The 14762-nt window shown below is 54.9% G+C and carries 12 protein-coding genes; 9 read left to right on the forward strand and 3 right to left on the reverse strand.

Features of this window, described 5'->3' with window-relative positions:
- The first annotated feature begins 5 nt into the window (after positions 1–5).
- From PT964_RS08885 to PT964_RS08900, 4 genes are all read left to right on the forward strand, one after another.
- Entirely contained in the window at positions 6–866 is an 861-nt protein-coding gene (locus PT964_RS08885) for a carbohydrate ABC transporter permease (protein ID WP_274362999.1), read from the forward strand.
- Between the two features lie 20 nt (positions 867–886).
- On the forward strand, positions 887–1858 hold the full coding sequence (locus tag PT964_RS08890) for a carbohydrate ABC transporter permease (protein WP_274363000.1): 972 nt from the start codon (positions 887–889) through the stop codon (positions 1856–1858).
- A gap of 125 nt (positions 1859–1983) precedes the next feature.
- Positions 1984–3363 (forward strand): ABC transporter substrate-binding protein, encoded by a 1380-nt coding sequence (locus PT964_RS08895; RefSeq protein ID WP_274363001.1) that lies wholly within the window; start codon positions 1984–1986, stop codon positions 3361–3363.
- Between the two features lie 106 nt (positions 3364–3469).
- Positions 3470–4906 carry an alpha-L-fucosidase gene (locus PT964_RS08900; protein WP_274363002.1) on the forward strand — a complete coding sequence of 479 codons (1437 nt, stop codon included), beginning with the start codon at positions 3470–3472 and terminating at the stop codon, positions 4904–4906.
- Positions 4907–5169: 263 nt separating this feature from the next.
- Here the strand turns inward: PT964_RS08900 and PT964_RS08905 are convergent, their stop codons facing one another.
- Both PT964_RS08905 and PT964_RS08910 read right to left on the reverse strand, forming a co-directional pair.
- Positions 5170–5583 (reverse strand): MerR family transcriptional regulator, encoded by a 414-nt coding sequence (locus tag PT964_RS08905; protein ID WP_274363003.1) that lies wholly within the window; start codon positions 5581–5583, stop codon positions 5170–5172.
- 23 nt (positions 5584–5606) lie between these two features.
- Positions 5607–6596 (reverse strand): aldo/keto reductase, encoded by a 990-nt coding sequence (locus PT964_RS08910; RefSeq protein ID WP_274363004.1) that lies wholly within the window; start codon positions 6594–6596, stop codon positions 5607–5609.
- A 162-nt stretch (positions 6597–6758) separates the two neighbouring features.
- Between PT964_RS08910 and PT964_RS08915 the strand changes: the two genes are divergently transcribed.
- A complete protein-coding gene (locus tag PT964_RS08915) occupies positions 6759–7136 on the forward strand; it encodes a glyoxalase superfamily protein (RefSeq protein WP_274363005.1) in 378 nt (125 codons plus the stop codon).
- Between the two features lie 46 nt (positions 7137–7182).
- Here the strand turns inward: PT964_RS08915 and acnA are convergent, their stop codons facing one another.
- On the reverse strand, positions 7183–9894 hold the full coding sequence (gene acnA / locus PT964_RS08920) for an aconitate hydratase AcnA (protein ID WP_274363006.1): 2712 nt from the start codon (positions 9892–9894) through the stop codon (positions 7183–7185).
- A gap of 278 nt (positions 9895–10172) precedes the next feature.
- On the opposite strand from acnA, the gene PT964_RS08925 reads away from it, so the two are divergent.
- From PT964_RS08925 to fabI, 4 genes are all read left to right on the forward strand, one after another.
- Positions 10173–11201, forward strand: coding sequence for an amidase domain-containing protein (locus PT964_RS08925; RefSeq protein ID WP_274363007.1), 1029 nt, complete (start codon positions 10173–10175; stop codon positions 11199–11201).
- Between the two features lie 18 nt (positions 11202–11219).
- Positions 11220–12395: a D-alanine--D-alanine ligase gene (locus PT964_RS08930; RefSeq protein ID WP_274363008.1), complete on the forward strand. Its 1176-nt coding sequence runs from the start codon at positions 11220–11222 to the stop codon at positions 12393–12395.
- A 363-nt stretch (positions 12396–12758) separates the two neighbouring features.
- The gene (uvsE, locus tag PT964_RS08935; RefSeq protein WP_274363009.1) at positions 12759–13880 is read left to right on the forward strand and encodes a UV DNA damage repair endonuclease UvsE; all 1122 of its coding nucleotides are present in this window, start codon (positions 12759–12761) and stop codon (positions 13878–13880) included.
- A 101-nt stretch (positions 13881–13981) separates the two neighbouring features.
- Positions 13982–14752, forward strand: coding sequence for an enoyl-ACP reductase FabI (fabI, locus tag PT964_RS08940; protein WP_274363010.1), 771 nt, complete (start codon positions 13982–13984; stop codon positions 14750–14752).
- Positions 14753–14762: the final 10 nt, after the last annotated feature.

Below are 14762 nucleotides of genomic sequence, written 5' to 3' on the forward strand. Positions count from 1 at the left end.
GAAGGATGGCCAAAAAACGGGTGATGACCACAAAGGTATACGGCCGGCTGGAAGGCATGCTTTTTATGACTCCTTGGCTGCTCGGATTTTTAATATTCATGGCGTTTCCGCTTGTATTCTCGCTGTACATGAGCTTCAACAACGTGAAGGTGCTGCCGACCGGCATGAAGTATGAGCCCGTAGGCGTTCAGTTCTACAAGACGATCCTGATGGGCAGCGCGGAATTTTACGATCAGCTGATTCCTTATTTTCAGGAAGTCGTCATCATGGTGCCGGTTATCGTCATCTTTTCGCTGCTGATCGCGATTTTTCTCAACCAAAAGCTGAAGGGACGCTTCCTGTTTCGCGCCATTTTCTTCCTGCCCGTCATCTTTTCGACCGGCGCCGTGCTTCAGCAATTTATGGAGCAGGATGAGAGCGGGCTCGGCTTCATGAGCAGCCCGATCGTCGGCGGATTTATGGAGACGTATATCGGAGAGGCGCCGTGGGGCAAGCCGGTGCTGGCGGTGCTCGACCATTTCGTATTGGTGCTATGGTATTCGGGCGTGCAAATTCTCGTATTTTTGGCGGGACGCCAAACGATATCCGCTTCCGCCTACGAATCGGCCCGCATCGACGGGGCGTCGCCATGGGAAGTGTTTTGGAAAATTACGCTTCCGGCCATGTCGCCGTTCATCCTGCTGAACATTTTTTATACCGTTGTCGATATGTTTACGTTCCCGTCCAACCCGATCATCAACATGATCGGAACCGGCAACTACGGTTACAGCAGCGCGCTTGCCTGGATTTATTTCGTTATCGTTCTTGCGTTTCTGGCTATTGTCATGATCGTCTACAGCCGGGCGAACCGGCAGAGGCTAATGTGAGGGGAAGGGGGAGTTGAAGCATGAGTCTTGCGAAAATCAATGTACAAAAGCCGCCGAAGCCTAAATTTTCGCTCAAAAGCCGCTTTCGCTCGGTAAAGTATTTCATTTTGGGCAAGGAAGTCGATAAGGGTCTAATTTTCAAGCTGATGCTGTATCTCATCTTGATCTCCACCTCTTACATTTATCTGAACCCGATCATCAAGATGGTTGTCAGAATGCTTATGGATGCGAAGGACCTCGTCGATCCTACGGTGACTTGGATCCCGTCCTCGCTCTACTTCGGTCATATGTCATCGGCATGGAGTTTGTTGCGATATCCGAATGCCGTAGCCTACAGCCTGATCGTAGCGTTGTCCGTATCGGTGCTGCACTGCATATCTTGCGGGTTGGCGGGATACGCGCTCGCGCGCCTGCAGGTGCCGTTCAAGAAGCTGGCGGTATTTCTGCTCCTGCTTTCGTTCATCATTCCGCCGCAGGTCATCGTGCTGCCGACGATCATTTTCTTCAGGGAAATCGGCCTTATGGGCAGCTTGTTCAGCTTGATCCTTCCGGCCGTGTTCGGCTTCGGCGTGAAAGGCGCCTTGTTCGTCTTCATCTTCAGGCAGTTTTTCATGACGCAGCCGAAGGAGCTCGAGGAGGCCGCCAAAATCGACGGCGCGACCGCCGTAAAGTTTTACGTGAAGGTGATGCTTCCGCTTGCGAAGCCGGCGATTCTCGTCGTATTTCTATTCTCTTTCGTTTGGGCGTGGAACGACACGTATTTGCCCCGGATGTTTTTGGGGAACGCGGCGGATGTACCTTTGGCGACGGAGATGACGCGTATGGGAACTACTTTGGACGTGTTTATCGAGTCGGGCGGCTATCCCGAATTTGTGGCGGAGCCGATTAAGATGGCGGCCAGCTTTCTGACGATATTGCCGCCGCTGCTTATTTATTTGTTCGCGCAGCGCTATTTCGTAGAGAGCGTTGAGCGAACGGGCTTGGTCGAGTAGAGCAACCGCTTCTGTTTACTATAAATGCTTTCCGCGGTTGAAAGTTTTGAAGGGGGTGATCGACGGGGTTTGCAGCAGGATCGATCAGAAGGGGATTGCACACTATTTTCGAGGAGGATTTTTCTATGAAAAAACAGAAAAAAAGTTTGACAGCGATTTTGATGTTGTTGTTGATTGCAGCACTCATCGTATCAGCTTGTTCATCCGGCGGCGGAGAGCCGTCAAGCGGCACCTCGGAAAATACATCGGACAACGGAGATAACGGAACGGTAAGCGAAAATACGGCGGACGAAGAAGCGCCGGCAAAGTCGGCCAAAGGCTTCTCCAACGAAGCGGTCACATTGAAGGTGGCGACTCCTTGGGGGAACGATTACTTCATGAGCCGGATCGGGAATTACATTCAAGAAAAATTGCCGCATATTACGCTGGAGCACGTGGATTGGGACGGGACACCGGAGAAAATGCAGGAGCTGACCGCGGCCGGCGTCATTCCGGACGTACTGCTTGCGTTTACGGGGCAGAAGGTGCTCGAGGATCTGGAAATGGTATATCCGATTGAGGATATGCTGGATGCGTACGGATTTGATATCAACACGATCGGCGAGGCCGCGTTAAATGAAATCCGCGCCCGCGATTCGCAGGGCCGTCTTGTCGGCATGCCGCAGGAAATCGGGTACATCGGTCTATTTTACAACAAAGAAATATTCGACAAGTTCGGCGTACAGTATCCGACGGAAAATATGACTTGGGACGAGACGCTGGATTTGGCGAAGAAGCTGACGGCGGAGCGGGACGGGATCAAATACCGCGGGTTGGAATTCGGCGTGGACGCGCCTCTTCTCCAGTTGTCGGTGACAAAGACCGATCCGGAAAGCGGAGAAGTGCTGCTGACGAAGGATCCGAAATTTACGAAGTATATGGAACTGATGAAAAAATATTATGAAATTCCGGGTATGAACGATCCGGAGCCGCAAGGCTGGTTCGGCGAAAAAACGGTAGCCATGAGCGTAAACTGGCATGGGCTGTTGACTTGGTTCGGCGGCACCGACGAAGAAGCGATCGAATATCAGAAAGATATGGATATCGTGCCTCTGCCGAGCTGGTCGGATTTGCCGGAAACCTCGACGGTGCCGGTCGGCATTCACCCGTGGGTCATCAACAACTTCAGCGAACACAAGGAAGCCGCGCTGCAATTCCTGATTGAAAGCGTATCGCCGGAGTATCAAACGAAGATGGCGAGATCGGGAACGCCTTCCGTGCTTGCGGATCCGGAAATCAACAAGCAGTTCGGTTCGGAGCTGGCCCGGTTTAACGGGAAAAATGTCGCCGCACTTATGAAGAATAAGCTGGCGAAGCCGCCGGAAAGAAACAGCTATTGGGATCGTTATGTGAACCTTGACATGAAGAAATTTACGGAAAAAGATATGAACATCTCGGAGTTTTTGCGCATCACCGAGGAAGAGGCCGCTGCGGCGATCAAGGACGCAATGGCGCAAGCAAAATAGTAAGCTGGCAAGCAATAAATAGGCAAGGGATGTCGGGTAAGGCCAATCAGCTCGTCTGCTTGGCCTTGCCGTTTTTGCAACCATCTTTAATGACGGAGGAATCGTGATGGAGAATATGATTCGGTACGCCGCGCTAGTAGAGCCTACGGAACGGCAATTGGCCGTGCAGGAAATGGAATTTTACGCGTTCGTACATTTTACGGTCAACACGTATACGGATAAGGAATGGGGATCGGGAACGGAGTCTCCGTCGATCTTCAACCCGGTGGAGTTTAATGCGGAGCAATGGGTGGACGCGTGCTTGTCCGCGGGCATGCGTGGGCTCATTCTGACGTGTAAGCACCATGACGGATTTTGCTTATGGCCGAGCCGGTATACCGAGCATTCGGTAAAGAACAGCCCTTGGAAGGACGGGAAAGGCGATATTGTCAAAGAAGTCGCCGAGGCGTGCCGCAGAGGGGGACTGAAGTTCGGCATCTACTTGTCCCCATGGGACCGCCATGAGCAAACCTACGGTGATTCGCCGCGGTATAACGAGTATTTTATGAACCAATTGCGGGAGCTGCTGACCGGCTACGGGGATATTTTTTGCGTCTGGTTCGACGGCGCCTGCGGCGAAGGGCCGAACGGCAAGCGCCAAGTGTACGATTGGGAGGCGTATTACGCCGTCATTCGCGAGCTGCAGCCGAACGCCGCTATTTCGGTATGCGGCCCGGACATTCGCTGGTGCGGCAACGAGGCGGGCCACTGCCGGGAGTCGGAGTGGAGCGTCGTGCCGGCGTCGCTGCGGCTGAACGAGAGAATACAAGAAAAGTCGCAGCAGTCGGACGACCGCGAGTTCGCCAAACGGTACGATTCGCAAGACCGGGATTTGGGTAGCCGAGCCGTTATCATGCAGGAGAAGGAGCTGGCATGGTATCCAGCGGAGGTGAATACGTCCATTCGCCCGGGATGGTTTTACCATGCCTCCGAGGACGATCAAGTGAAGCCGCTGGATAAGCTGCTGCACATTTACTACGGCTCCGTCGGCGGCAATGCTACGTTTCTGCTCAATATTCCGCCGGACCGGCGCGGATTGTTCCACGAGAACGACGTGCAGCGGCTCAAGGAGCTCGGAGATACGCTGCGCCGCATCTTTGGAGACAACCTGGCGGCTGGAGCGAACGCCTCGGCTTCCGAGGCGAAGGATGGCTGCAGTGCGGAGCGCGTGCTGGACGGCAACCGCGATACGTACTGGTGCCCTGAGGAAGGAACGGAGCAGGCGGAGCTTGTCATCGATCTGAAGCAGCCACATACGTTCGACCATATTGTGCTGCAAGAGTACCGGTATTCGCAGCGGATCGAGCGGTTCGAGCTGGACTGTAAAGACGGCGACGCTTGGCGGCCGCTGTACCTTGGGACGGTTGTCGGGCATAAAAAAATATGCCGCTTCGACCCGGTGACGTCAAGTACGATACGGCTCAGGATTACCGAATCGAGATGGTGCCCGACGATTTCGTCCTTTGAAGTGTACTCAAGCGGCGGGGAAATCGGCACGCGCTAACGCATTACAAGGAAATTAAGCACACTATGTGTTGCTATCGGGGAGATTTTAGGCACCTCGTTTTTTTTAACAACACGGTGAGTTGCTATTAGGGGAAAATCGCCGGTAAGAGGGCATCATTTTCGAAGAATAGCAACCTCCAGTGTTGTTATTTTCCTAAGCAGGCCAGAAACCTGCCGAATAGCAACTTGCAGTGTTGTTACTTTCGCCGCGTTCCGTCAAAAAGCCGTGCGGGATTTCTCCATGCACGGCTTTTCGCTGTTTTACTTTGCTGCCGGAACGCTTCGGCGCCCTCCGGCGGGCGTATTCAAAGTCTTTTCTTTTTCGCGGATTGTATGATCGTATCTTGCAATTTTATCATCCATGCGTGTCAACACTTGTTTCATCTCTTCCATTCTTGCCGCAAGCTGCATGCGCTGGTCGATCAAAAGTTCTTTTCTGGCGCCGATCGTTTCGTCGCCCTGCTGATACAGCTCGACATACCGGGTCAACACCTCAACCGGAAGACCGATCCCTCGCATACATTTGATAAATTCGACCCATCTGCAATCTTCTTCCGTATAATCCCGGATCCCGCTTTTGTTGCGGTTCACCTTCGGGATCAGTCCGATGCGTTCATAATAACGCAACGTATCCTGAGACAAATTAAATTTTTCGCTTACCTCTGCTATCAACATGCGGATTTCACCTCCCGATGTTGTTACCGCATCGCAATAGGACCAACGATCGGATGCGGAACATACGGCTCTTCCAGCGACGCTGTTTCTTCCGGCGTTAATGCGATCGAAAGAGCGGCCGCCGCATCCTCAAGGTGAGACAATTTCGTAGCGCCGACAATAGGGGCTGTTACCGGTTCTTTTCCCAGCAGCCACGCCATAGCAATTTGAGCGCGGGGAACTCCGCGTTGTTCCGCAATTGCCGCAACCCGCTCTACAATCAATCGGTCCGTGTTCGCAGTAGCATCATACTTGGATCTCTGAACTTGGTCGGTTTCGGAGCGATGCGTCGCTTCCGACCAGTCCCGCGTCAATCTTCCCGATGCGAGCGGGCTGTACGGAATGACTCCGATTTTTTCTTCCTTGCAAAGCGGCAGCATCTCTCTTTCTTCTTCTCGGTATATAAGGTTGTAATGATTTTGCATCGAAATGAACCGGGTCCAGCCGTGTTTCTCGGCCACATGCAGCGCCTTTAGGAACTGCCATGCGAACATGGCGGAAGCGCCTATGTATCTTGCCTTTCCGGCCTTCACAACGTCATGCAGCGCTTCCATCGTCTCTTCGATGGGAGTATTGTAATCCCAGCGATGGATTTGATAAAGGTCTACATAATCCGTTCCCAATCTTTTCAGGCTCTTGTCAATTTCGCTCATGATTGCCTTTCGGGACAGTCCGGCTCCGTTCGGACCTTGATGCATACGGAAATGAACCTTTGTCGCCAGTACGATTTTATCGCGGTTGGCATAATCCTTCAGCGCCCTTCCGACGATTTCCTCGCTTGTTCCGTCCGAATATACGTTCGCCGTATCGAAAAAATTGATCCCGAGCTCCAGCGCTCTTTTGATGATCGGACGACTGCGATCTTCATCAAGCACCCAAGGATGAACCCACCGCTCCGCCACACCGAAGCTCATGCAGCCAAGACAAAGCCGAGATACGTCCAGTCCGGTATTGCCAAGCTTCACATATTCCATTCGGCAGTTCCTCGCTTTCCATTAATATTCCTTCATAACCAGTTTACTTCTTGGAGTGAACTCCAAGTCAAGCGATTGTGCTGTTTGCAAATTTCATATATTAGCGATTGCTTTACAGGCGGCCTATACAGTTAAATAAAGAGAAGGAGGGAAGGGATGTTTATGGGAGAAAACGATATCCGCATACAGTCCGTGACGCCGATCTTGCGGATTTTCGACGAGGAGAAGGCGAGAGAGTTTTATTTGGGTTTTCTGGAGTTTCAGCTAGATTGGGAACACCGGTTTGAAGCGGATTTTCCGCTGTACATGCAAGTTTCCCGCGGTGACTGCATCCTGCATTTGTCGGAGCATCATGGGGACAGCACTCCCGGCTCCGCAATCAGGATCGAAGTGAAAGGGATTAAAGAGCTGCATGCAAATTTGCTGGGCAAGCAATACAAATTCGCCCGGCCGGGTTTGGAGAAGCCGCCGTGGGGCGGGTTAGAGGTCACCGTAGGCGACCCGTTCGGCAACCGGATCGTTTTTTTCGAGAGAGATTAAAAAAAACGTCAGAGACTGTTATACGGTCCCTGACGTTTTTTTCTTATTATTTACCGGCCATCAGTTGGCGAAGCACCGTTTGGAGAATGCCGCCGTTGCGGTAGTAGTCGACATCGACCATCGAGTCGAGACGAACGACCGCGTCGAATTCGAAGGAAGTGCCGTCTGTGCGGGCAGCTTTTACCTTCACGAGCTGTCCCGGCTTCACATCGTTGTTGAGGCCCGTAATGTCGAACGTTTCCGTGCCGTTGATGCCGAGCGATGCGGCGCTTTGGCCTTCGACGAACTGGAGCGGAAGAACGCCCATGCCGACGAGGTTGGAACGGTGAATCCGCTCGAAGCTTTCCGCGATGACCGCTTTGGCGCCGAGCAGGAACGTGCCTTTAGCCGCCCAGTCGCGGGAAGAGCCTGTTCCGTATTCTTTGCCTGCGATGACTACGGTCGGCGTGCCGTCCGCTTGGTACTTCATCGCTGCGTCGTAGATCGGCATCACTTCGCCGGTCGGCAAGTACTTCGTTACGCCGCCTTCCGTGCCCGGAGCCACTTGGTTGCGGATGCGGATGTTGGCGAACGTGCCGCGCATCATGACCTCATGGTTGCCGCGGCGGGAGCCGTAAGAGTTGAAGTCTTCGCGCTTCACGCCGTGCTCGATCAAATATTGGCCCGCAGGAGAATCAACCTTGATGTTGCCCGCCGGCGAAATGTGGTCCGTCGTAACGGAATCGCCCATGAGCGCAAGAGCGCGTGCGGCGCGGATGTCCGAAATGTCGTCCAATTGCTCGCCGAGGTTCGTGAAGAACGGCGGGTTTTGGATATAGGTCGACTTGTCGTCCCACTCGTACAATTCGCCTTCCGGCACCGGAATGGCGTTCCAGCGCGGGTTCGCGCGGAATACGTCGCTGTATTTCGCCTTGAAAATTTCCGGATTCATCGCCGCATTCATCGTGTCGACGATTTCCTGCGAGGACGGCCAAATGTCCTTCAAGTATACGGGCTGGCCGTTCTTATCCGTGCCGATCGGCTCGTTCGTCAAATCGATGTCCACCGTACCTGCAAGCGCGTATGCGACAACAAGCGGCGGCGAAGCAAGGTAGTTCGCCTTCACTTGCGGATGAACGCGGCCTTCGAAGTTACGGTTACCGGAAAGAACGGAAGCTACCGTCAAATCGTTGTCCGCGATCGCTTTGCTTACTTCTTCCGGAAGCGGACCGGAGTTGCCGATACACGTTGCGCAGCCGTAGCCCGCTACGTGGAAGCCGAGCGCTTCGAGCGGCTCAACCAGATTCGCGTTCTTCAAATACTCGGTTACTACGAGCGAACCCGGAGTAAGGGAGCTCTTAACGTAGCCCGGCTTCGTCAAGCCGCGCTCGACCGCTTTTTTCGCAAGCAAGCCTGCGCCGATCATAACGCTCGGGTTGGACGTGTTCGTACAAGATGTGATCGCCGCGATGACGACAGCGCCGTTTTTCATTTGGGACGTTTCGCCGTTCTCGTGCTTCACTTCGACGACTTCCTGCAGCTTCTCCTCGGAGAGGCCGTAGCCGCCCTTGTCTACCGGCTGGCGCACGATCGTGTTGTATGTCGATTTCATTGCGGACAGCTCGATACGGTCCTGCGGACGCTTCGGTCCTGCAAGAGACGGAACGACCGTGCTGAGGTCGAGCTCGATCGTATCGGTGAATACCGGATCCGCGATGTCGTCCGTACGGAACATGCCTTGCGCTTTGTAATAAGCTTCAACAAGCGCCACTTGCTCTTCGGAACGGCCTGTGCTGCGCAGATAGTTCAGCGTCTCGTTGTCGACCGGGAAGAAGCCGATCGTCGCGCCGTATTCCGGAGCCATGTTGGCGACCGTAGCGCGGTCCGCAAGCGTAATTGCGCTGAGGCCGGAGCCGTAGAACTCGACGAATTTGCCGACAACGCCCTTCTTGCGAAGCATTTGGGTAACGGTCAGCGCAAGGTCGGTTGCGGTAGCGCCTTCGGCAAGCTTGCCCGTAAGCTTGAAGCCGATAACTTCAGGCGTTACGAAGTAGAGCGGCTGGCCGAGCATGCCGGCTTCCGCCTCGATGCCGCCGACGCCCCAGCCCACGACGCCGAGGCCGTTGATCATCGTCGTATGGGAGTCCGTACCGACCAAGGAATCCGGGAATACTTCCGTCTCGCCGTCGACGGCTTTGGTTGCCGCTACGGAAGCCAAGTATTCGAGGTTAACTTGGTGGACGATACCCGTTCCCGGAGGAACCGCACGGAAATTGTCGAACGCGGTTTGCGCCCAACGAAGGAAACGGTAGCGCTCTTCGTTGCGTTCAAACTCTACCTTCGTATTGTATTCCAGCGCGTTAGGGGAACCGAACGCGTCAACCATGACGGAGTGGTCGATGACGAGATCAACCGGAACGAGCGGGTTGATCCGCTTCGGGTCTCCGCCTTTTTTCTTCACTGTATCGCGCATTGCCGCCAAATCGACGACAACCGGAACGCCCGTGAAGTCCTGCAGAACGATCCGGGCCGGAATGAAAGGAATTTCTTTATTGTTGTCTCTGCTGTTCGCCCAACCGGCGATTTGGTTTACGTGCTCTTCCGTAATCGCGCGTCCGTCGAATTGACGAACCGCCGCTTCCAGAAGCACCTTGATGGAGAACGGAAGACGGGAGATGCCCGAAAACTTGCTCTCAAGATCCGCAAGCGAATAGTAACGGTACTGCGCGTTACCGACTTGCAGCGCTTTACGCACCGAGTATTGGTCACGTTTAGCCATGCTCATAACAACCTCCTTAAGAAAAATAACCTGCCAAAACGAAACCGACGCTTAAAACCGAGAAACATTTTTAATGGAAGTGGTTTGTCTTGATGTGTATTGTTTCGTCTAGTGAAACGCGATTTCATTTAATGCATCTACTACTTAGTATATCCTCTTGACGAGCGGAGGTAAAGTGCAAATTTTACTCATTGTTCCTTGCGTTCCGGCATATATTTCGTTACAGCAAAGTGCGCGCCGGGGCAAAAGGAGCACCGTTTTGGTTAGGAGGAAGGCTGATGAACTGGAAACAAGCGTTACACGACTACGTCAGAGAGGCGAACGAGCGGGAAACGAATGTCGGCTTGGCGCTTGACGAGCGTTTCGTAACCGATCACAGGTATATACAGCTTGAACGGGGGCGACTCGCCCGGCTTGCGGCATGGCATGAACGGCGAGGAACGAAACCGCTGGAGAGCGAAACGAAACTTATGGTACGGAGCGTCCGCGAATCGGGAAAAACAACGGTCGCGGATATTGAATTGCGCAAAGCGGTGCGTCTGCGAACGAAGAGCAAAATACATCTGGAAGAACGGCTGGAACGGGAGCGGGTGACGCTGCAGAAGGTCGGGGACGGTTGGACCGTTGCGAGAGTGGAACGGTTATCGCCGGAGACGTTCGGCGGCAGCGGGGCGGAGGCTTATTCGGGCCCGATCGGGAACGCTGCGGCGGCTTCCGCCGGCAATATGGCGATGCCGTCGGCGGTTTTTTTGAACGAAAGCATTGTGACACGGCCTTACGCCGACGGTTTGCTGCAGCGTCCGCAACGGTATGACCGCGCGGCGGTCAAAGCTTATGCCGACCGGCATTGGAACGATCCGAATCCGAATTTTATGACGTTCGAGGTCGATTGCACGAATTACGTCTCACAATGCCTCTATGCAGGGGGAGCGCCGATCAACTATACTGGGAGAAGGGAAGCGGGCTGGTGGTTCCGGGGCAAATCCGGAGGGAAAGAGCTGTGGAGCTTCAGCTGGGCCGTCGCCCATGCCTTCTGCTGGTATTTGGCAAACAGCCGGACCGGTCTTCGGGCGGACGAGGTATCGTCGCCCCGCGACCTTACGATCGGCGATGTAATATGCTATGATTTCGACGGCGACGGAAAGTTTCAGCACAGTACCGTCGTCACCGGGACGGACGGAGCAGGCATGCCGCTGGTGAACGCCCGTACGACGAACAGCAAGGCCCGCTATTGGGATTACCAAGATTCATATGCCTGGACGGAACGGACGAAGTATCGGTTCTTCCATATCCGGGATACGTTCTAAGACAGCCGGGAGGTACTCATGAAAAAGAAGATCAGAATCGGGTTATTATATGGAGGGAAGTCCGGAGAACACGAGGTATCTTTATCGACCGCGAAAGCCGTCATCGGCGAATTTGATTTCGATAAATACGAAGTGGTTCCTTTCTATATAACAAAGTCGGGCGAATGGCGGTCGGGCGGGCAGTTAACGGGGCCTGTCGATGATGTTCGCCTTTTGCAGTTTGAGGGCGGCACGGACCCGGGGGTTGCTTCGGGATCGAAGGCGCTTGTGCCGTTGTTCGGGTCGTTGACTTCCGGTGGCTCGGCTGCAGGTGCAACTGCTGCTGCGGGCAAGGAGGTTTCGGTTTCCTCGGCTGCCGGCACTTCTTCCGCTTCCGCGCCGATCGACGTCGTATTTCCGCTGCTCCACGGCACCTACGGGGAGGACGGCACCGTTCAGGGCATGCTTGAAATGTTGAACGTTCCTTACGTCGGCGCCGGAGTGCTGGCATCCGCCGTAGGTATGGACAAAGCGGTCATGAAAAAAATGTTCGCGCAGGAAGGGCTTCCGCAATGCGTGTTCCGTCATTTCAACCGCAAGCAGTGGGAGCGCGACCGTTCATACTTTATTATGGAGATAGAAGTGTCGCTCGGGTATCCGTGCTTCGTCAAGCCGGCGAATCTCGGCTCCAGCGTCGGCGTATCGAAGGCGCGGAACCGGGAAGAGCTGATCGAAGCGGTTCGTGCCGCATTTGAATATGACCGCAAGGTCATCGTCGAGGAGTTTGTCGACGCACGCGAAATCGAAGTGAGCGTACTGGGCAACGACATGCCGCGCGCGTCGGTGCCGGGCGAAATTGCATCCTCCAGCGAGTTTTACGATTATAAAGCGAAATATGTGGACGGCAAGTCCGTCATGACGATCCCGGCCGACATTCCGCCGGAGAAGGCGAAGGAAGCGCAGGAGATGGCGATTCGCGCCTTCCAGGCGATCGACGGGTCGGGCCTCTCGCGCGTCGACTTTTTTTTGCGGCGGGACGACGGCAAGCTGCTGATCAACGAGATCAACACGCTGCCCGGGTTTACGCCGTTCTCGATGTATCCTTTATTATGGAAGGAATCGGGCCTTTCGTACCGCGAGCTGCTTGACGAGCTGATCAAGCTCGCCGTCGAGCGGCACGAGGAGAAGCAGGCAATCAAATACGGGATTGATTGATGTTGAGACAGCCGGGAGCCCCGGCTGTTTTTTTGTTAGGCGTTGCGGGTTCTGGGGCTTTGCCTCACCCCTAAAAGCTGCGAATTAACGGAACAAGTTGTCCGCTAATCGCCTGAAAACCGCCAATTTCCGGCGATTCAAGCGAATTAACGGACATTCGATTCCGCTAATGAGCCCTTTTACCTGGTTTCGACAAAATTAGCGGTCATCCGGTTCCGTTAGTGCCAAAGCGATTAGCGTCAGTTCCGTGGACATGAGAGATTCTAAGTCGGTCATGCGGTTTCCTGCAAACGGCGAGTGCAAATCGCAAATGTGGGCACACTAGCAGAAACAACCACCGAAGGAGACGGGAGGGCAGCCGCCATGATCGTACGATTCGGCTATGTCGCTATGTCCGTGCACATCAAGAACGCATCCCCTTCGAAGACGATGACCGCGACGCATTTTCAGGCGCTGACCGACCGGGAAGCGGCCGTACGGAAGCTGGAGCGCATCGCGGAGGAAAATCTCGGCAACACGCTGCGCCTTCTGAGGCACAACAAAGCGGAAGAGATCAAGCTGTACCGTCTCTCCTCCAGACTGATCCCGCTGCTGACGCATGAGCTGCTCGCCGGGTGGGACCCGCTGCAAGCGCTCGAGCCGAGCTTCCGGGAAATCGGCGATTACGCGAAGCTCCACGGGATGCGTCTGTCCTTCCACCCGGACCACTTTACGGTGCTGAGCACGCCGCGAGCCGAGGTGCTCGAGAAGTCGAAGCGAGACCTCGAATGGCACGTCCGGATGATGGAGTGCATGGGGCTCGACGAGCGCTACAAGTGCAACATACATATCGGCGGCGCTTATAACAACAAGGACAAGGCGCTCGAGCGTTTCATCGTCCAAATGAACAAGCTCCCCGACCGCATCCGCCACAGACTTACCCTCGAAAACGACGACAAGACGTTCAACGCCCGCGAAACGCTTGAAGCGGCAAAAGCGACGGGCGTTCCGATGGTGCTGGACATTCACCACCATTGGGTAAACAACGACGGGGAGCGCGCGGAGGAGCTGTGGCCGGACATCCGGCAAACGTGGGAGCGTGAAAAGGCGCGCTTCACCGCAGCAGGTGCCGCCGACACACGGGCGACAGCAACCGCTGCAATCGGCGCAAACGCCGCCACCGCCGCCACCGCCGCAAACGTCGCCACCGCCGTAGCCGAGCCTCCGCCGGCGCAAGCCGAAGACGCACCGGACCTGACCGAGCAGCTGCTTACGCCGAAAATTCACGTGTCCAGCCCGAAGAGCGACAAGGACCCGCGGGGCCACGCGGATTACGTCGACCCCGATTTCTTTCTGGAGTTCGCCAAATCGATCGCCGCGACGACGCCGAGGCTCGACGTCATGATCGAGGCGAAGCAGAAGGACGACGCGCTCTTCACCCTCATGAAGGAGCTGGAGCAGCGGCCCGGGATCGTCAAGCTGGGCGGAGCCTCGATCGAGCTGTAAAATACGCACGGTTCGACATATTTCTTTCTTGCAATTGCCGCCGATTTGGGTTACGTTGGAAATCGAATCGAAGCTTGTACAAGAAAGGTGTGTCGTAACGTATGGAACCTTTGTTGAGCGGAAAAAACATTGTCGTCATGGGTGTCGCCAACGACCGGAGCATCGCATGGGCGATCGCGCAATCGCTGGCAAGCCAAGGCGCGCGGCTGATCTTCACCTATGAGAACGAAAGAGTCGAAGAACGCGTACGCAAGCTGGCGGAGACGATTCCCGAATCGGCCGTTCTGCCCTGCAACGTGACGGTCGATCAAGAAATTGACGCGCTGGCTGCGGCCCTGAAGGATCAGTACGGCGTACTGCACGGACTTGTACATAGTATCGCATTCGCCAAAACGGAAGAGCTGGAAGGCTTATATGTCGACACCTCCCGGGACGGCTTCGCGCTCGCGCACGACATCAGCGCTTACTCGCTTGTTGCGGTGGCGCAAAGAATGTATCCGCTCATGACCGAAGGCGGCAGCATCATGACGATGACGTATCTCGGCTCCGAGCGCGCCATGAGAAACTACAACGTCATGGGCGTAGCCAAGGCGGCTCTCGAAGCGAGCGTACGTTACCTGGCTGCGGATTTAGGCCAGTACAACGTCCGCGTGAACGCCATATCGGCAGGCCCGATCCGGACGCTTGCCGCCAAGGGCATCCGCGACTTCAACTCCATCCTGAAGCAAGTAGAGGAGAAGGCGCCGCTCAGAAGAACGACGGAAACGGCGGAGGTAGGCGATACCGCAGCGTTCCTTATGAGCCACTGGTCCAGAGGCATTACGGGCGAAGTGATTTATGTAGATAACGGATATCATATTGTCGGCGTGTAATAAATAACGT

The sequence above is a fragment of the Paenibacillus thermotolerans genome (genome assembly GCF_028745515.1).
In the GTDB taxonomy this organism is placed as follows: Bacteria; Bacillota; Bacilli; order Paenibacillales; family YIM-B00363; genus Paenibacillus_AE; species Paenibacillus_AE thermotolerans.